Annotated in this window: 16 protein-coding genes; 12 read left to right on the top strand and 4 right to left on the bottom strand. The window is 47.0% G+C overall.

The features are described from left to right. Positions 1-2: 2 nt before the first annotated feature. The 9 genes from murD (at position 3) to P3L47_RS03400 (ending at position 10,651) form a co-directional block, all read left to right on the top strand. Entirely contained in the window at positions 3-1,340 is a 1,338-nt protein-coding gene (murD, locus tag P3L47_RS03440) for a UDP-N-acetylmuramoyl-L-alanine--D-glutamate ligase (RefSeq protein ID WP_277782687.1), read from the top strand. An 11-nt stretch (positions 1,341-1,351) separates the two neighbouring features. Then, on the top strand, positions 1,352-2,644 hold the full coding sequence (locus P3L47_RS03435) for an FtsW/RodA/SpoVE family cell cycle protein (RefSeq protein ID WP_277782686.1): 1,293 nt from the start codon (positions 1,352-1,354) through the stop codon (positions 2,642-2,644). Positions 2,645-2,647: 3 nt separating this feature from the next. Continuing rightward, entirely contained in the window at positions 2,648-3,748 is a 1,101-nt protein-coding gene (gene murG, locus P3L47_RS03430) for an undecaprenyldiphospho-muramoylpentapeptide beta-N-acetylglucosaminyltransferase (protein WP_122361199.1), read from the top strand. A 6-nt stretch (positions 3,749-3,754) separates the two neighbouring features. Continuing rightward, positions 3,755-5,176, top strand: a complete 1,422-nt coding sequence (gene murC, locus P3L47_RS03425; protein ID WP_122361198.1) for a UDP-N-acetylmuramate--L-alanine ligase — start codon at positions 3,755-3,757, stop codon at positions 5,174-5,176. After that, entirely contained in the window at positions 5,173-5,901 is a 729-nt protein-coding gene (locus P3L47_RS03420; RefSeq protein WP_122361197.1) for a cell division protein FtsQ/DivIB, read from the top strand. Before murC ends, P3L47_RS03420 begins: the two co-directional genes overlap by 4 nt. Positions 5,902-5,906: 5 nt before the next feature. After that, positions 5,907-7,253, top strand: coding sequence for a cell division protein FtsA (gene ftsA, locus P3L47_RS03415; protein WP_277782685.1), 1,347 nt, complete (start codon positions 5,907-5,909; stop codon positions 7,251-7,253). Positions 7,254-7,282: 29 nt separating this feature from the next. Next, the gene (gene ftsZ / locus P3L47_RS03410; protein ID WP_277782684.1) at positions 7,283-8,650 is read left to right on the top strand and encodes a cell division protein FtsZ; all 1,368 of its coding nucleotides are present in this window, start codon (positions 7,283-7,285) and stop codon (positions 8,648-8,650) included. Between the two features lie 21 nt (positions 8,651-8,671). Then, positions 8,672-9,124 carry a GatB/YqeY domain-containing protein gene (locus P3L47_RS03405; protein ID WP_122361194.1) on the top strand — a complete coding sequence of 151 codons (453 nt, stop codon included), beginning with the start codon at positions 8,672-8,674 and terminating at the stop codon, positions 9,122-9,124. A 114-nt stretch (positions 9,125-9,238) separates the two neighbouring features. Then, positions 9,239-10,651, top strand: coding sequence for a carbon starvation CstA family protein (locus tag P3L47_RS03400; protein WP_122361193.1), 1,413 nt, complete (start codon positions 9,239-9,241; stop codon positions 10,649-10,651). A 59-nt stretch (positions 10,652-10,710) separates the two neighbouring features. Here the strand turns inward: P3L47_RS03400 and rprY are convergent, their stop codons facing one another. Both rprY and P3L47_RS03390 read right to left on the bottom strand, forming a co-directional pair. Beyond that, positions 10,711-11,442 (bottom strand): response regulator transcription factor RprY, encoded by a 732-nt coding sequence (rprY, locus tag P3L47_RS03395; RefSeq protein ID WP_005861388.1) that lies wholly within the window; start codon positions 11,440-11,442, stop codon positions 10,711-10,713. Between the two features lie 2 nt (positions 11,443-11,444). Next, positions 11,445-12,998, bottom strand: coding sequence for a sensor histidine kinase (locus P3L47_RS03390; protein WP_122361192.1), 1,554 nt, complete (start codon positions 12,996-12,998; stop codon positions 11,445-11,447). A gap of 442 nt (positions 12,999-13,440) precedes the next feature. On the opposite strand from P3L47_RS03390, the gene glsA reads away from it, so the two are divergent. Beyond that, positions 13,441-14,268 (top strand): lyso-glycine lipid O-acyltransferase GlsA, encoded by an 828-nt coding sequence (glsA, locus tag P3L47_RS03385; RefSeq protein WP_277782683.1) that lies wholly within the window; start codon positions 13,441-13,443, stop codon positions 14,266-14,268. An 11-nt stretch (positions 14,269-14,279) separates the two neighbouring features. Next, positions 14,280-15,245 (top strand): glycine N(alpha)-acyltransferase GlsB, encoded by a 966-nt coding sequence (glsB, locus tag P3L47_RS03380; protein WP_277782682.1) that lies wholly within the window; start codon positions 14,280-14,282, stop codon positions 15,243-15,245. Positions 15,246-15,415: 170 nt separating this feature from the next. Here the strand turns inward: glsB and P3L47_RS03375 are convergent, their stop codons facing one another. After that, a complete protein-coding gene (locus tag P3L47_RS03375; RefSeq protein WP_277782681.1) occupies positions 15,416-16,009 on the bottom strand; it encodes a DUF3109 family protein in 594 nt (197 codons plus the stop codon). A gap of 140 nt (positions 16,010-16,149) precedes the next feature. Then, positions 16,150-17,673, bottom strand: a complete 1,524-nt coding sequence (gene gpmI, locus P3L47_RS03370) for a 2,3-bisphosphoglycerate-independent phosphoglycerate mutase (protein ID WP_122361188.1) — start codon at positions 17,671-17,673, stop codon at positions 16,150-16,152. A gap of 111 nt (positions 17,674-17,784) precedes the next feature. On the opposite strand from gpmI, the gene P3L47_RS03365 reads away from it, so the two are divergent. Beyond that, positions 17,785-18,483, top strand: coding sequence for a M48 family metallopeptidase (locus tag P3L47_RS03365; protein ID WP_277782680.1), 699 nt, complete (start codon positions 17,785-17,787; stop codon positions 18,481-18,483). Positions 18,484-18,518: the final 35 nt, after the last annotated feature.

The following is an 18,518-nucleotide window of genomic DNA, read 5'->3' as shown; positions in this document are numbered from 1 at the left end:
TTATGAACAACCGGATTGTTGTATTAGGGGGAGGAGAAAGCGGTGCAGGTGCAGCCGTGTTGGCGAAGGCAAAAGGATTTGACGTGTTCGTTTCCGACTTTTCGTCTATCAAACCCAAGTATAAGGATATGCTCGACGCCCACGGAATTCGTTGGGAAGAAGGACAGCATACCGAAGCCGACATTCTGAATGCCGACGAGATCATCAAAAGCCCCGGAATACCCGACAAGGCTCCGATGATCCAGAAACTGAAAGCGCAGGGGACGCATATCATCTCCGAAATAGAATTTGCCGGACGATACACCGACTCGAAAATGATCTGTATCACCGGAAGTAATGGTAAGACAACGACTACCATGCTTACGTACCATATCCTGAAAGAAGCCGGAGTGGATGTCGGCCTGGCAGGAAACGTAGGAAACAGCCTGGCATTGCAGGTTGCCGAAGACCCGCACGCGGTCTACGTGATCGAACTGAGCAGTTTTCAGTTGGACAACATGTACGACTTCAAAGCGGATATAGCTATCTTGTTGAATATAACACCCGATCATCTGGACCGTTATAACTACGAGATGCAGAATTATGTGAACGCCAAGTTCCGCATAATCCAGAACCAAACGTCGGAAGATGCGTTCATCTTCTGGAACGACGACCCGATCATTGCCCGTGAGATCGCTAAACGCCATCCTGCGGCAACTCTTTACCCATTCGCCGAAACGCATGAAGACGGCGTGAAGGGATATACGGATAATAAGCAAATAGTAATTGAAACCTCAAACGGAACATTTACAATGGATCAGGACTTATTAGCATTAACGGGTACACATAACCTGTACAATTCGCTGGCATCGGGCATCGCATCCAAGGTGGTCGATATCCACGATGAAAATATACGGGCTTCACTGAGTGACTTTACCGGGGTGGAACACCGCCTGGAGAAAGTGGCCCGTGTACGCGGAGTAGACTATATCAACGACTCGAAAGCGACGAATGTAAACTCTTGCTGGTATGCCTTGCAAAGTATGACGACCAAACTGGTACTGATACTGGGCGGAACAGACAAGGGTAACGACTATTCCGAGATTGAAGAACTTGTAAAACAAAAAGTACGTGCCTTGATTTTCCTGGGTGTCGACAATAACAAACTGCATACTTTCTTCGACGGAAAGGTGTCGCAGATTGAAGATGCCCGCTCGATGGAAGAAGCGGTAAGCAAGGCTTATAAACTGGCAGAAAAGGGAGACACCGTTTTGTTATCACCCTGCTGCGCCAGCTTCGATCTCTTCAAGAGTTACGAAGACCGCGGCGACCAGTTCAAGGCTTGTGTACGTAACTTGTAAAATGAATTAGAATGGATCTGGCAAGTAAATTATTTAAGGGCGACCGGGTGATATGGATCATCTTTATGTTCCTGTGCTTGATTTCGGTGATTGAGGTGTTCAGTGCTACGAGCACGATTGCCTATAAGAACGCGAATCATTGGGCACCGATCGTCCGGCATGCCACTTTCCTGCTGGGGGGATTTGTGCTTGTCTTGTTGCTGCACAATGTCCCGTGCCGGTTCTTTCCGGCGTTTATTCTGTTGCTTCCTGTGTCGGTGCTGATGTTGATCGTCACGCCTTTTGTGGGAATCAATGCCAATGATGCGCACCGCTGGCTGGAGATATTCGGGATACAGTTCCAGCCCTCCGAGTTTGCGAAGCTCGCATCCATTGTGTTCATCGCTTTCCTGCTCAGTAAGCGGAGTAAATTTACGGACGACCAGATATTCAAGTATATATTGATCGGGGTGGGGACGACATGTGTCCTAATCCTTCCCGAGAACTTCTCGACTGCTTTTATGTTGTTTGGCGTTTGCTTCCTGATGATGTTTATCGGGCAGTTGCCGCTGATGAAACTGGGAAAACTGGCGGGTGTCCTGATATTGGCACTTATCCTGTTTATCGTGTTGTTGCGGTTTACGCCGGCAGGAGTCACTCAGTATCTGCCGGATCGTTTTGCCACATGGCAGGGACGTTTGGAGCGTTTCTTCGACGGGCATGAATCGGATACCGATGAAAATGGTGTATATAAGATAACCGATGATAATTACCAGGTCTCCCATGCAAAGATCGCGATTGCACACGGAGGTTTGTTCGGACAGTTGCCTGGTCATGGCCAGCAGAGGGATTTTCTTCCGCAGGCTTATTCCGACTTTATTTATGCGATCATTATAGAAGAGTTGGGCGTCGTCGGGGGCGTATTCGTATTAATGCTGTATATCATGCTGTTGGTGCGAGTCGGGATGATTGCCCGGAAATGCGATAAAGCCTTTCCGAAATACCTTGTATTGGGGTGCGGCCTGCTGATCGTGGTGCAGGCACTTGCGAATATGGCAGTGGCAGTCAACCTGATACCGGTGACCGGTCAGCCGATGCCGTTGGTCAGCCGTGGTGGTACCTCTACGGTGATATCCTGTATCTATTTCGGGATCATCCTGAGTGTGAGCCGTTTCGGAGCCAATATGGGTAACGAAGAAGATGAGCTTCCGGAAGAGGAAACCGAAGGTGCTGGTGCGGCTCCGGCTATTACGGAAGAAGAAATATCCAACTGGGTGCCTGATACGCTACCCGAAACGGAAGAAGAAGTAACAGAAACAAAATAGAAAATGAAACAGTACCGTATAATAATAAGTGGCGGCGGAACCGGCGGGCATATCTTCCCGGCCATCTCCATCGCCAATACCATCAGGAAACGTTTTCCTGATGCGGAAATCTTATTTGTAGGTGCGGAAGACCGGATGGAAATGGAGAAGGTTCCGGCCGCCGGCTATCAGATAGTAGGCTTACCGGTGAGTGGTTTCGACCGTGCTCACCTGTTCAATAATATAAAGGTGCTTAACCGACTACGTAAAAGTCTCGGACTGGCGAAGAAGACGATCCGCGAGTTCCGTCCCGATATCGCAGTAGGCGTGGGAGGCTATGCCAGTGGTCCGACCCTGTGGATGGCTGCTTCGCAAGGTATCCCGACACTGATTCAGGAGCAGAACTCCTATGCCGGAGTGACCAATAAGTTACTCGCGAAGAAAGCATCGAAAATATGTGTCGCTTACGACGGAATGGAGAAGTTCTTCCCTGCAGACAAGATTGTGGTAACCGGAAACCCTGTCCGTCAGGATTTGGAGGAAGCCCTCGGTAAGAAAGAAGAAGCATTGGCTTTCTTCGGTCTGTCGCCTGAGAAGAAAACGATCCTGGTGGTAGGAGGCAGCCTGGGGGCACGAACGATCAACCGAAGTATTCAAGGTGACCTCGACAAGCTGTTCGGCTCTGATGTACAGGTGATCTGGCAGACTGGACGTTATTATTACAACGAAGCCACCAAGCATCTGAAAGCCTATCGCGGCATGCCGATCTGGTGTTCCGACTTTATCACCCGTATGGATTATGCCTATTCAGCAGCCGATCTGATCATATCCCGTGCCGGTGCAAGTTCGATCTCCGAACTCTGTCTGTTGAAGAAACCGGTCATCCTGGTCCCTTCCCCCAACGTGGCGGAAGATCATCAGACAAAAAATGCGCTCGCTTTGGTAAACAAAGACGCGGCGATCATGGTTGCAGATAAAGATGCGGAGCAGGAACTGGTCACGAAAGCGCTCGAAGTCGTTCATGACGACGAACGGCTGGCACAGATGAGTCGTAACATCGAAAAACTGGCACATCATCACAGTGCAGACCAAATTGTCGACGAAATAATGAAGATAATAAAATAAAACGATATGAATATAAATACGATAACGGCCGTTTACTTTGTCGGAGCCGGAGGAATCGGAATGAGTGCCCTGATCCGTTACTTTCTTTCCAGGGGAAAGCAGGTAGCCGGATATGATAAAACACCCTCCGACCTGACCGCCCAGCTGAACCGCGAAGGTGCCGTTATTCATTACGAAGATAACACCTCCCTGATACCGGATGCTTTCAAGGATCCGGCACAAACCTTGGTTGTCTATACGCCGGCGGTTCCCGAATCGCATACGGAACTGACCTATTTCCGTCAGAACGGTTTCGAGGTTATGAAGCGTGCCCGTGTATTAGGTGAAATAACCAACTGTTCGCGCGGGCTTTGTATTGCCGGGACACACGGAAAGACAACGACCTCTTCCATGCTTGCCCACCTGCTGAAACAATCGCATGTCGATTGCAATGCTTTCCTGGGGGGTATCCTGAAGAACTACGGCAGCAACCTGATGCTTTCCGATAAAAGCGACCTGACCGTTATCGAAGCTGACGAGTTCGACCGTTCTTTCCACTGGCTGACTCCCTATATGGCTGTGATCACTGCCGCCGATCCGGATCATTTGGATATTTATGGTACGGCAGAAGCCTACCGCGAAAGTTTCGAGCATTTCACATCACTGATCCGTCCCGATGGCTGCCTGGTCATGAAGAAAGGCATTGATGTGGCACCCCGCCTGAAAGAGGGCGTGAAGCTCTATACCTACACTGGAGCTGAAGATCTGTCAACTGTCAACTGTCAACTGTCAACTGACAAGCCCGACTTTTATGCTGAAAACGTCCGTATCGGCAACGGTGAGATCTGGTTCGATTTTGTAGGTCCTGATATCCGCATTGCCGATATCCAGTTGGGTGTTCCTGTGAAAGTAAACATAGAGAATGGTGTTGCCGCCATCGCTTTGGCATGGATGAACGGCGCAACGCCCGAAGAAATAAAGAAAGGTATGGCTTCTTTCGGAGGTCCGAAACGCCGTTTCGATTTCCACCTGAAGAAAGACAATATCGTCCTGATCGACGATTATGCCCACCATCCTGCCGAACTGGCAGCCAGCATTCAGTCCGTAAAGGAACTCTATGCCGGACGCAAAGTGACGGGAATCTTCCAGCCGCACCTATACACCCGCACACGCGACTTTGCGCCTGACTTTGCCGCCAGCCTGTCGCTGCTGGACGAACTGATCCTGCTGGATATTTATCCTGCGCGGGAAGAACCTATTCCGGGGGTTACTTCGGAAATCATATTCGATGCTGTCACTATTCCCGCCAAAAAGCTGATCCGCAAAAGCGAACTGCTCGATCTGGTGGAGAAAGAGGCGGATACGTTTGAAGTGGTATTGATGGTCGGTGCCGGTGATATCGACCGGTTGATCGAACCTGTAAAACAAATATTGGATAAGAAATTGTGATTCGTATAGTTTCCATAGTAGTAGCTACACTGTTGTCTTGTTACATCGTGTTTGTCGCCTTCTTCTTTCAGGATATGAAGCAGGACAAGGTATGCCAGGACCTCCAGGTCGTGGTAAAGGACAGTCTTGACAAGCATTTCGTGAGTGAGAGCGACCTGGTGTCGATTCTCAAAAAGGCGGATCTGAACCCGATCAAAAAGCCTATGGATGCGATCAACACCGATAAGATAGAAACGGAACTGAAAAAGAACGAAATGATCGCCCGTATCGAAGCCTATAAGACACCTTCGGGCATTATTAAGCTTGAAGTTGAGCAGAAAATTCCTATCTTGCGTGTGATTAGCTCCAGAGGGAACTTCTACGTGGATAACCTCGGCACCACGATGCCGGTCAGTTTCCGTTATGTTGCCGACGTTCCTTTAGTAAGCGGATATGTCGAAAAAGAGCTGGCGGTAACCGACTTATACAAATTTGCATTATTTTTGCAGGAGAATGAGTTCTGGAATAATCAGATCGAACAGATTTATGTTCATCCTGATAACGAAGTGGAACTGATTCCCCGGGTGGGAAACCACCGTATTGTACTGGGCTCTTTCGCCGATTTCGAAGAAAAGCTGGATAACCTCCGCCTCTTCTACGATAAGGTCATACCTAAAACCGGCTGGGAGAAATACAGTATAATTAATTTAAAATACAAAGATCAGATTGTTTGTACTAAAAGATAGATGATATGGCATACACAGACTTTATAGCAGCCATCGACCTTGGCTCTTCTCACATGGTCGGTATGGTAGGAACGAAGGGCCCGACGGGGGCTCTCTCGATTATTGCCTACGAAGTTGAGAACTCCGCTACCTGTATACGAAGAGGATGTGTATATAATGTGGAAGAAACGGCGAATAAGATCAAACGGCTTATCCTGAAGCTCGAAAATAAACTGAACGGCGCGAAGGTCGGAAAAGTGTATGTCGGCATCGGGGGGCAGTCGCTGCGTTCTATCGACCATACGGTTCCACGTATTTTGGGGACCGACGGCGTAGTGACGGAAGAAATTATCAAAGGTCTGTATGAAGAATGCTGCAATTACCGTCCGGACATGCTGGATGTGCTGGCGGCAGTTTCTCCCACCTATGTTTTAGACGACAAACCTGAACCCAATCCGGTAGGTATTCCCTGTACCCGGATTGAGGCACGCTATAAGCTGATTGTCGGACGGCCTTCGTTGAAACGTTATGTGGTCAACAGTATTGCCGACCGTGCCAAAATAGAAATTGCCGATATCGTTGTCTCCCCGCTGGCTCTGGCCGATGTGGTGCTGACCGACAACGAGAAGGACCTGGGCTGTGCCCTGATCGGTTTCGGTGCCGGGGTGACTACACTGACGGTTTATAAAGGCGGACAGCTGGTCAACCTATCCGTCATTCCTTTCGGCGGTAACCTGATCACCCGCGATATCACCAGCCTCCATCTGGTGGAAGCTGAGGCTGAACGCGTGAAACTGACTTACGGCAGTGCCCTGATGGAGAAAGACAACGATCTGAGCATCCAGGTAAGTTCTGCCGACGGCATGGGATTGCGTGAGGTTAAACTGGCGGATCTCAATAATGTGATCGAAGCCCGTATGAAAGAAATCCTCGAAAACGTATATGCCCGTCTCGAAGCGACCGGCTTGATGAATTCGCTGGGTGCCGGTATCATTATCACTGGTGGCGGTGCTGCCTTGAAGAACCTGCCTGAAGTGATCCGTGAACGCCTGAAAATGGATGTTCGCTATTCTGCCGTACGCAAAGGCATCGTGGAAAGCGGTGAGATGATCGCCAACAATCCCGAATACGCCGTAGCTGTCGGTTTGCTGGCAAGAGGAACGGAAAACTGTGCTCTTTATATCCCGCCTAAAGTAGAACCGATACCGGAGAAGAAGGAAGAAGAGCCTGTCATGGAAGAACCTAAGAGAGTTCCCGAACCACCCAAGAAGAAACCGGAAAAGAAAAAAGGTCCCGGTCTGTTCGGACGGCTGACCAAGGGAATAGATACGTTTGGCAAGAGCCTGTTTGACGACGAAGACGATATAAAGTAAATCAGCGAATGGATTAAAACCGGAAGACAATGGACGACACAATATTAAGTTTCAATTATCCGACAGATACTCCTAAGATCATCAAAGTAATTGGTGTAGGAGGCGGTGGTGGTAACGCGGTTACCCACATGTACAAAGAAGGTATACATGATGTTACATTCGTTCTGTGTAACACAGACAACCAGGCGCTGAACCGTTCGGACGTGCCGGTCAAAGTGCCGCTGGGCCGTAATATCACCCAGGGACTGGGAGCCGGAAACAAGCCCGAGCGGGCCATGATGGCTGCCGAAGAAAGTATGGAAGATATCCGCAAGATGCTGAGCGACGGAACCAAGATGGTCTTTATCACTGCCGGAATGGGTGGCGGTACGGGAACGGGAGCTGCTCCGGTCATTGCCCGCATCGCCAAGGATATGGGAATTCTGACCGTCGGTATCGTCACCATACCTTTCGTCTTTGAAGGCGAACGCAAGATCATTCAGGCCCTGAACGGGGTGGAAGAGATCAGCAAGAATGTGGATGCCCTGCTGGTGATCAACAACGAACGCCTGCGTGCCATCTATTCCGACTTGACCATGACGAATGCCTTCGGGAAAGCGGATGATACGCTGACGATTGCCGCCAAGAGTATTGCCGAGATCATCACCCTTCCGGGTATTATCAACCTCGACTTTGCCGATGTCAATACCACTATGAAAGACGGTGGCGTTGCCTTGATGAGTAACGGTTTCGGTGAAGGTGAAGGCCGTGTGCGCCAGGCGATCGAAGATGCGTTGAACTCTCCGTTGCTGAACAATAATGACGTTTTCAACGCTAAGAAGATATTGTTCAACGTTTCGTTCGGCGAAGAAGCGGAACTGCGTATGGAAGAAATGAACGATGTGCACGATTTCATGTCGCGCTTCGGACGCGATATCGAAGTGATTTGGGGTACGGCTGTCGATACGACATTGGGATCGAAAGTGAAGATGACGATCCTGGCTACCGGTTTCGGAATGGAAGACATTCCGCAGATCGCCGAAAAACGTCAGATCGAACAGGGCCGCATGACCGAGGAAGAGCTTCGCCTGGAAGAGGAACGCCTGAACAAGGAACGTGCCGAAAAAGACCTGATCGACAAATATTACGGTGCTTCCGGCCAGCGTATGCGTCGTGTGGCTGCCCGTGCCAAAGCGGTCGTACTGACGCAGGATGAACTGGACGACGATGCATTGATCGCCTTGATCGAAGATAATCCTACTTATAACCGTGACCCGAAAGTGATCGCCCGTGCCCGTTCGAAAGTACAGGGCAGTGATATTCCGGTATCATCGGCCACTGCAACGGCTCCGTCGGCTTCGCGTCCGGAAGGAAAGAAACCGGATACCGGAGGTAAGCAGGTGATAAGTTTTCGATAATTTTTAATAAGCAATTAATATATGGATTTGTTTGAAAGAGTCAGCGAAGACATTAAAAACGCAATGAAGGCAAAAGATAAGGTTGCCCTCGAAACATTGAGAAATGTAAAGAAAGTCTTTCTGGAAGCTAAGACAGCTCCGGGAGCCAACGATACCCTGACAGATGCCGATGCTACGAAGATGATCCAGAAGCTGGTAAAACAGGGCAAGGATTCAGCTGAAATCTACACCCAGCAAAACCGTGCAGACCTGGCGGAAGCTGAACTGGCGCAGGTAAAGGTGCTTGAAGCTTATCTTCCGAAACAGATGACTGCCGAAGAACTGGAAACAGAAATAAAAGCGATCATCGCCCAGGTAGGTGCCGCTGGCCCGAAAGACATGGGTAAAGTAATGGGCGTTGCTTCCAAAGCTCTTGCCGGTAAGGCGGAAGGACGTGCTATTTCAGAAACGGTAAAACGTTTACTGAATAGCTAAATAACTCGGCTATTACAGGTTCATTTGCCGTCAGTTGAAGTTGACGGCAAATGAACCTGTATTTGTAAATCCTTTTTGATAACAGGATAACTCACCCTGATAGAACTTACCACCATGATAACCTTTATCTGTTGCCTTGCAGCTCTTATTGCAGGCTATTTCATCTACGGTTCTTTTATAGAACGCATCTTCGGGATTGACCCATCCCGTAAAACTCCGGCTTACACGCATCAGGACGGAGTCGATTATATCCCGATGTCCTCCTGGAAAGTCTTTATGATCCAGTTTCTGAATATTGCCGGACTGGGTCCGATCTTCGGTGCCATTATGGGGGCGAAGTTCGGTACAGCCTCTTTTCTGTGGATCGTGTTGGGTACTATTTTTGCCGGAGCCGTCCACGACTATCTGGCGGGAATGCTTTCACTGCGTAACAACGGGGAGAGCCTGCCGGAGATCATCGGTCGTTATCTCGGTCATAATTTCAAACAGTTCATGCGTGGCTTTACCGTGATTCTGATGATCCTGGTTGGAGCCGTCTTTGTGGCAGGACCGGCTGGTTTGCTGGCAAAACTTACACCTGAATATCTCGATGCTACCTTCTGGATATTTGTGGTCTTTATCTATTATATCCTGGCAACGTTGTTGCCGGTCGATAAAATTATCGGAAAGATTTATCCGTTGTTTGCCGCTGCCCTGTTGTTTATGGCTGTCGGTATCCTGGTGATGTTGTTTGTGAATCATCCGCCGTTGCCGGAATTGACCGACGGACTGACTAACAAACATCCGGCAAATCTGCCTATTTTCCCGATTATGTTCGTCAGCATTGCCTGTGGTGCGATTTCCGGATTCCATGCCACGCAAAGTCCGCTGATGGCCCGTTGTATCAAGAATGAAAATATGGGACGTCCGGTTTTCTTTGGTGCCATGATAACCGAAGGTATCGTTGCCCTGATCTGGGCTGCCGCTGCAACTTATTTCTATCATGAGAATGGGATGGGAGAGAGCAATGCGGCTGTTATTGTAGACAGTATAACAAAAGAGTGGCTGGGAACGGTCGGTGGTGTACTGGCTGTCCTGGGAGTTATTGCTGCACCGATCACTTCCGGTGATACGGCATTCCGCTCTGCCCGTTTGATTGTGGCAGATTTCCTGCATAAAGAGCAGAAAAGCATGTCGAGCCGTCTGATGATCTGTATTCCCCTGTTTATCGTGGCAATCGGTATATTGCTTTACAGCCTGAAAGATAAAGACGGGTTCGATATGATCTGGCGCTATTTTGCCTGGACAAATCAGACGTTGGCAGTGTTTACCCTTTGGGCATTGACAGTCTTTTTGGCGCGCTCTAAAAAGCTTTATATCGTTACACTGATCCCGGCATTGTTTATGACTGCCGTTTGCTCCACTTATATCTTTGTCGCTCCGGAAGGATTGGGCATGGGTGTTGCTGTTTCGCAGGCGATTGGCATCGTGATTACGGTGATCACATTGGTTGCTTTTCTTTGGTGGAAGAAGAAACAATCTGTTTAAAAACGAAACCCCGGCGGAAAAACCGTCGGGGCTTGTTTTTATTAGAGGGGATCTATCCCTTAGAGAACCTGGATACCTTCTTCGCGGGCCTGTTCTTCTCCGGAAGGAGTGATCAGTTTGTAACCCTTACCGTGGATGTTGATGATTTCGATACCCGGATCATCTTTCAACAGTTTACGAAGTTTGGTGATATACACGTCCATACTACGGGCATTGAAGTAGTTATCGTCTACCCAGATAGTTTTCAGTGCATAGTTACGTTCCAGAATTTCGTTGGCATGAGCACACAACAGGCTCAGCAGTTCGCATTCTTTCGTTGTCAGCTTTGTTACCTTGTCACCGATAGCCAGTGTTTGTTTCTGAGTATCGAACAAGAAATTACCCAGCTTGTAGAAAGGAATGTCTTTCATCTTCTTACCTTTCACACGGCGCAGGATCGCTTCGATACGAAGCAACAGTTCTTCCATGCTGAACGGTTTTGTCAGATAATCGTCGGCACCGATCTTGAAGCCTTCCAGGATATCTTCCTTCATTGTCTTGGCAGTAAGGAAGATGATTGGAATGTCAGGATTTATAGAACGGATTTCCTGCGCAAGAGTGAAACCGTCTTTTTTCGGCATCATTACGTCTAATACGCAAAGATCATATTTGCCTTTGGTGAAACCTTTGTAACCAGCTTCTCCGTCAGAGAAGAGATCAGTTACATAACCTTTTGCCTGTAAGTATTCTCTTAATAGCATACCCAGGTTTTCGTCGTCTTCACAAAAGAAGATTTTCAGTTTTTCTTCCATAACTAACTTTTTATAAGAGGTAAAGTAATAATAAATTTTGTTCCTACATTTCCCGGACCCAACTCGGCACGGATCGTACCTTTATGGTCCTCGATAATTTTACGGACGTAAGCAAGTCCCAGGCCGAAACCTTTTACGTCGTGTACATTCCCTGTCGGCACGCGGAAGAAGCGGTCGAATACTTTTTTGAGGTATTCTTTCTTGATTCCGATACCATTGTCTTCAACAGCGATCAGCAGTTTGCCGTTGTTGTCGTTCCAGGTTCTTACCATCAATGTAAGGGGCACTTCCGGACGACGGTATTTCACAGCGTTGTCCATCAGGTTGAACAGTACATTGGTGATGTGCATTTCATCCACATAGATGGCCGAATCGACTGCCTGCAAGTCTACGTCGAGCGTACCATCGTACTTTTCGACTTTCAGGGCGAAGGTGTTCGCTACGCTGATCACCAGGTCGTTTGCATCCACTTCCTTCAGTTTGAGGGCTGCTTTCTGCCGTTCAAACAGCGACATTTGGAGCACTTTCTCAACCAGGAAGCCCAATCGCTTCGTCTCATCATTGATCACGCCCGATATATGTCTGAATACATCAGGGCTTTTTGTTATATCTGAGTCTTTCAACATCTGTGCCGCCAGAGAGATGGTGGAAACCGGAGTTTTCAGCTCGTGCGTCATGTTGTTGATAAAGTCATTCTTCATTTCTGACAGTCTCTTCTGGCGGAATACGATATAGATGGTAAAGATAAACGTTATCAAAAGTATCAGCGAGAAGAGTACTGACGGTACAATAAATGTTACAGAACTTGAAATATAGTCACCCTTTGTCGGGAAATATACTTTCACATAATTCTGCTTTGAAGGAGGATCGTTCGGGAACAATACGTACGTAATTATATCAGACGCAATAGGTTCCTTCTTTATTTCTCCACTTTGGTACACTTTTTTGCCATCTTTGTTAATAACAAAAAAGATGAACGGCAGGTTCAAACCATTGTTAACAAATTCAGTTTTTAAGTAATTATTCAGCTTCTTAAAGTCGACACGCTCCTGGATCGGTTTCTGGTTGGGAGTGTTCAACAGGTTCAGCAGAACCAGCTGCATCAGGTCACCCTGGTATTTCAGACGATACTTCAGCGATTGCTGCAGGTCGTGGGAAGTACCGACGATATTATTGGCTGCCTGTTTTTTGTCGAGCGATGAGAGCGGCCGAAACTTTTGGCTAAAACTATGCAGATGTTCTATTTGCATAATATTACCGTCAGCATCTTTTATATTCAGCTTTTGCTGGCTGATTGCCTGCGTGATCTCTTCCGGATTCTGGCTGTTACGCAGATAATTGTTATCTTCCCGCCTGAGATCTTCCTCCAGATATTCACGCGTTTCATCTAGCTCCAGGTTTTTTGAGACTTGGTGCAGGCTTCTTTTGACTGTTTCATTGAATTGCTCGCTGCTCTTTTTGAGTATGATGCTCACGTACTTAACCTGTAGGAAAAGTAAACCGGCAAACGCAAAAGCCATTACAACAGCAAGTAACCAAATCGTAGATTTCCTCATTCCAAATACTTTCTCTTTTTAACAGAACAAATAACGCTCATTTTAGTTTAATATTCACACAAAAAAGGTAAAAATCGCACTCTATTTTCCTTAAAAATAGTTTAGTTGCTAATTCGGTGCTATCTTTATTTCCTTTGAAAACAACGGTTTATATTGATAATTACCACTTCTTACATGCGTTTGTTAATTCGCTCCTGTGTATAAAAACATAATTATTGATTATTTTGTTTCAACTTATGCAAAAAATATGAATTTTGCAGGAGACCAATTTGCACGCAGGTGTAGAATAATATATATGTATAACGAATGCTGATGTCCGATTATTTTATATAAGGGCAAACAACATGCTGGTTAAGTACTTGAAACTTCTTAAAAACTTATGCCGAATGTATTCAAATTTAATTATTAGCTATATCTTTGCTGCTGACAAGAGTTATGCAAGATGGCACAAGAAGGTATTACACAAATTGATGTAAAACAGGTACTGCAACAGAAAGCGCCCTCAGTGGCGGGAAAGATACCGGGTTTTATTGTCAATTATCTGATCCGTACCATTCATCAGGATGAACTGAATGATATTTTAACCCGTTATCATGATAAGGATGGGGTTGATTTTATGCAGGAGCTGATCGGTTATTTTGACCTGACCCTGGAATTGGTAAACGAGGAGAACATTCCGGCGGAAGGCCGCTATATCTTTGCTTCCAATCATCCGTTGGGAGGGCTGGACGGTATCTGTCTCTCGGCAGTGATCGGTCAGCATTATGACGGCAAAATACGTTACCTTGTGAACGACCTGCTTCTCTATTTGTCAAATCTGAGATCTATCTTTGTTCCTATCAATAAACATGGTTCGCAGGGCAAGAACAATGCCCGGCTGATTGACGAGGCATATGCTTCCGACAATCAGATCGTGACATTCCCCGCCGGACTTTGTTCGCGTAAGATGAATGGAAAAATACAGGACACTGAATGGAAGAAGTCCTTTATTCAGAAAGCTGTCGAATATAAACGGGATATTGTTCCGGTGTATTTCGAGGGAAGAAACTCCAATTTCTTCTACCGGCTGGCGAATCTGCGTAAGAAATTAGGTATAAAGATGAACTATGAAATGATTTATCTGCCGGACGAGATGTTCCGGTCAAAACATAAAAAGTTCCGTATCCATTTCGGCAAGCCTGTTCCGTGGCAGACTTTCGACAATAGCAAGAAGCCGGCTGAGTGGGCCGAATGGGTGAAAGAACTAGCTTATAATCTCAAGAAAACATAGACTCTATTTATATGCAAGACATTATTAAGCCGATTGACCGTGCCCTTTTGAAGTCGGAGTTGACAAAAGAAAAGAAACTCCGAAGCACGAACAAGTCAAACAATGAGATATACATTATTACAGCCCATGATGCTCCTAATGTGATGCAGGAGATCGGACGTTTGCGGGAGATTGCCTTTCGTTACTACGGCGGGGGAACAGGTTTTCCGGTAGATATTGACGAGTTCGATACGATGGAGGATGCTTATCGGCAATTGATCGTCTGGAGTCCGGAAGATGAACAGATTTTGGGCGGTTACCGCTTTCTGTGCGGTTCGGATGTCAAGTTCGATAAGAATGGGAAGCCGATGCTGGCTACATCTCACCTGTTTAATTTCTCCGAGAAGTTTAATAAGGAGTTTCTTCCTTATACAGTCGAGCTGGGACGTTCTTTCGTAACACTGGAATATCAGTCTACACGTGCAGGTGCCAAAGGATTGTTTGTACTGGATAACCTATGGGACGGACTGGGGGCTTTGTCGGTGGTCGATCCGAGCCTGCAGTATTACTTCGGGAAAGTGACGATGTATAATACTTATAATACGGAAGCACGCAACATGATCCTTTATTTCCTGGGAATGCATTTCCCGGATACGGACAAGCTGGTCACTCCGATGTACCCGCTGGAAACAGATACGGACATCGAGAAGATGAAAGAGTTGTTCCGCTATGATAACTTCAAGGACAATTATAAGGTATTGAACCAGGAGGTTCGCAAATTCGGTATCAATGTACCACCGTTGGTTAATGCTTACATGAGCCTTTCACCGAAGATGCGCGTATTTGGAACGGCCATAAACCATGAGTTCGGTGATGTGGAAGAGACAGGTATCCTGATTGCCATCAATGAAATCCTGGAAGATAAGAAAAAACGCCATATCGAAACGTATCTGAAAGAGGAAGCCCAAACGGCTGACCTGATACGGAAAACGGAATAATGTGCCAATTTAGAAAAATGTGAAACATTTTTCAGTTGACAGATGACAGTTGACAAGTGACAGTTGGGCTTCGCGTTCGGTAAATAAATCGGCTGAAAGCCGACATAACTGTCAACTGTCACTTGTCAACTGTCAACTTTTGAAATGGCTCACTTTTGATAAGAGTTGAATTATTCTTCCCTCTCTTGTTCTTTTTGTTTCCTCCATTCTTCAGCAACCTCCACCAGCGATTCATACCATTCGGCACCGAACTTGCGGGTGAGCGGTTCTTTCAGAAACTTATATAAAGGGAGTTTTTCCTTTTGTCCTAATACCTCTGCTGCTTTACATATTTTCCAACGGTCGTAGTTTACGGCGCGGAAGTCCTTGTATTGGGTGACGCGCACCGGATACAGGTGGCAGGATACCGGCTTGTAGAAAGACAGTTTGCCTTCGCGATATGCTTTCTCGATGGCACATTTGCAGGTCCCGTCAGTATCGTAGCAGGTAAATACACAGTCCTTTCCGTTGACGATGGAAGTGACGATGTCGCCTTCGCAGTCGATATACGCAACGCCTTGCTTCTTAATGATGGCCTGTGCTTCGGGAGAAAGGTCGTCCCAGATGACCGGAAGTGCCTTTTCCAGTTCGGCTATCTCGCTTTTATCCAGCGGAGCACCGGAGTCACCTTCTACGCAACAGATACCTTTACATTGGGCAAGGTCGCAAATGAAATTGGCTTCAATCAGGTCTAAGCTGACCAGCGTGTCGTCTATTTGAATCATTGCATTTCAGTTGACAATTTAGTTGACAGTTGATAGTTGACAAGTGACAGATAAGAAATGACAGTTAACAATTATCCCCTCCTCTTTGTGGAGTAATAACTGTCAACTGTCACTTGTCAACTGTCAACTAATAAAAGTTGTTATTTAATCAAAGATTTACCAGTCATTTCTTTCGGCTGCTTCAATCCCATGATGTGAAGGATAGAGGGAGCAACGTCTGCCAGGATACCGTCTTCTACTTTGGCCTCTTTGTTTTCTGTTACGTAAACGAAAGGAACAGGGTTCAGCGAGTGAGCCGTGTTCGGTGTACCGTCTTCGTTCAGAGCGTGGTCGGCATTACCGTGGTCGGCGATGATGATCACTTCGTAGTCGTTAGCCTTAGCAGCTTCAACGGTGTCGTTCAGACAAGCGTCGATGGTTACGACTGCTTTCTCGATAGCTGAATAGATACCGGTGTGGCCTACCATGTCGCCGTTTGCATAGTTACAAACGATGTAGTCGTATTTCTTTGTATTGATAGCTTCTACCAGTTTGTCTTTCACTTCGAATGCACTCATTTCCGGTTTCAGGTCGTAAGTAGCTACTTTCGGAGATGGAACCAGGATACGGTCTTCGCCATCGAACGGAGTTTCGCGTCCGCCGTTGAAGAAGAAGGTAACGTGAGCATATTTCTCTGTTTCGGCAATGTGCAACTGTGTTTTGCCAACGGATGCCAAGAATTCGCCCAGTGTATTTTCTACGTTGTCTTTGTCGAACAGGATATGGACACCCTTGAAGCTCGCATCGTACGGAGTCATACAGAAATACTGCAAGTTAGGAATAGTCTTCATTCCTGCTTCCGGCATATCCTGCTGAGTCAGAACGACAGTCAGTTCTTTGGCACGGTCGTTACGGTAGTTGAAGAAGATAACGACGTCGCCTTCTTCGATAGTAGCTACCGGCTTACCGTTTTCTACGTGTACGATCGGTTTGATGAATTCGTCCGTTACGCCTTCTGCGTATGATTCTTCCATGGCTTTTACCATGTCTTCGGCAGGTTTACCAGTTCCGTTCACGATCAGGTCGTACGCTTCTTTCACGCGTTCCCAACGTTTGTCACGGTCCATTGCATAGTAACGGCCGATGATGGAAGCGATCTTACCGCCTGTTGTTTTCAGATGGTTTTCCAGTTGTTCGATGAAACCTTTACCGCTTTTCGGGTCAGTGTCGCGACCGTCCATGAAGCAATGAACGTATGCTTTGTCCACTCCGTATTCTTTCGCGATATCAGCCAGTTTGAACAGGTGTTCCAGTGAGCTGTGTACACCACCGTCGGAAACCAGTCCCATGAAATGGATCTGTTTGCCGTTTTCTTTGGCGTAGCTATAAGCACGTTTGATTTCCGGATTGTCGAGGATTGTATTCTGACGACAGGCGATATTGATCTTCACCAGGTCCTGGTAAACGATACGGCCTGCACCGATGTTCAGGTGACCTACTTCCGAGTTACCCATCTGTCCGTCGGGTAAACCTACGTTTTCGCCGGAAGCCTGCAACTGAGAGTTAGGGTATGTTTTCAACAGATAATCCCAGTACGGAGTGGGAGTGTTGTAGATTACATCATCTTTACCACGGTCGCCGATTCCCCAGCCATCGCAGATCAATAAAAGTGCTTTCTTGCTCATGATTGCCTTATTTATATAGTTTATACTTATTAAATATCTAATACCGGGCGCAAAGATAAGCATTTCTACCGTAATATTATTTCCCTTTAAAGTATTACTTTTGTGGTAAATATGGAAAAGAAGATATACTACAACGATCTGGGAACCATCCTTCTCCGTACTACCCCGCGAGCAACCCGTTATACGCTGAAAATATCAAAGGGAATGATCACCGCCACCATGCCGGAAGGCGGGGATGAAGGACGGATGCTGTCTTTTATCGAAGAGAACAGGCAGAAGCTTCTCTCGGCTTTGAAAAAGCATCCGGCACGCCCGTTGCTGGACGAGACGACGCAGTTGCAGGCAACTACTTTTCGCGTAGAAATATTCCGTACAGACCGTAACAATTATTATATGACCTTGAAGGAAGGGATACTTCGTATTGCTTGTCCGGCAGCAACCTGCTTCGAGTCCGATAAAGTTCAGGAGATTTTGAAGGATTTGTTGGAGAAAGCGCTTCGCCACGAGGCTAAACGATTACTTCCCGACCGCTTGATGGCACTCGCTGCCCGATATAAATTTACCTGTACAGGCGTACGGATCATGAACAGTAAGACCCGGTGGGGAAGTTGCAGCACGCGCAAAACAATCAATCTCTCCTTATCCCTGATGTTGCTCCCCTGGCATCTGATCGATTATGTCCTCCTTCACGAACTCTGCCATACGGTAGAGATGAACCATAGCGACCGCTTCTGGAAACTCCTGAACGGGATAACCGACAATAAGGCGCTCGCCTTACGGAAGGAGTTGAAAGAATACCACATGCTGTGATCTGTCGTATCAGTCTACTATGTGACTAATCCTTT

Source organism: Parabacteroides chongii, from assembly GCF_029581355.1.
In the GTDB taxonomy this organism is placed as follows: domain Bacteria; phylum Bacteroidota; class Bacteroidia; order Bacteroidales; family Tannerellaceae; genus Parabacteroides; species Parabacteroides chongii.
This window is presented reverse-complemented; position numbering and strand designations above follow the sequence as displayed.

What these genes read in the sequence shown, in the direction of transcription:
- murD (WP_277782687.1), top strand. Translation starts at nt 3, where the DNA reads ATGAACAACCGGATTGTTGTATTAGGGGGAGGAGAAAGCGGTGCAGGT.
- glsB (WP_277782682.1), top strand. Translation starts at nt 14,280, where the DNA reads ATGCAAGACATTATTAAGCCGATTGACCGTGCCCTTTTGAAGTCGGAG.
- ftsZ (WP_277782684.1), top strand. Translation starts at nt 7,283, where the DNA reads ATGGACGACACAATATTAAGTTTCAATTATCCGACAGATACTCCTAAG.
- P3L47_RS03400 (WP_122361193.1), top strand. Translation starts at nt 9,239, where the DNA reads ATGATAACCTTTATCTGTTGCCTTGCAGCTCTTATTGCAGGCTATTTC.
- murC (WP_122361198.1), top strand. Translation starts at nt 3,755, where the DNA reads ATGAATATAAATACGATAACGGCCGTTTACTTTGTCGGAGCCGGAGGA.
- murG (WP_122361199.1), top strand. Translation starts at nt 2,648, where the DNA reads ATGAAACAGTACCGTATAATAATAAGTGGCGGCGGAACCGGCGGGCAT.
- gpmI (WP_122361188.1), bottom strand. Translation starts at nt 17,673, where the DNA reads ATGAGCAAGAAAGCACTTTTATTGATCTGCGATGGCTGGGGAATCGGC.
- P3L47_RS03390 (WP_122361192.1), bottom strand. Translation starts at nt 12,998, where the DNA reads ATGAGGAAATCTACGATTTGGTTACTTGCTGTTGTAATGGCTTTTGCG.
- glsA (WP_277782683.1), top strand. Translation starts at nt 13,441, where the DNA reads ATGGCACAAGAAGGTATTACACAAATTGATGTAAAACAGGTACTGCAA.
- P3L47_RS03405 (WP_122361194.1), top strand. Translation starts at nt 8,672, where the DNA reads ATGGATTTGTTTGAAAGAGTCAGCGAAGACATTAAAAACGCAATGAAG.
- ftsA (WP_277782685.1), top strand. Translation starts at nt 5,907, where the DNA reads ATGGCATACACAGACTTTATAGCAGCCATCGACCTTGGCTCTTCTCAC.
- P3L47_RS03365 (WP_277782680.1), top strand. Translation starts at nt 17,785, where the DNA reads ATGGAAAAGAAGATATACTACAACGATCTGGGAACCATCCTTCTCCGT.
- P3L47_RS03435 (WP_277782686.1), top strand. Translation starts at nt 1,352, where the DNA reads ATGGATCTGGCAAGTAAATTATTTAAGGGCGACCGGGTGATATGGATC.
- P3L47_RS03375 (WP_277782681.1), bottom strand. Translation starts at nt 16,009, where the DNA reads ATGATTCAAATAGACGACACGCTGGTCAGCTTAGACCTGATTGAAGCC.
- rprY (WP_005861388.1), bottom strand. Translation starts at nt 11,442, where the DNA reads ATGGAAGAAAAACTGAAAATCTTCTTTTGTGAAGACGACGAAAACCTG.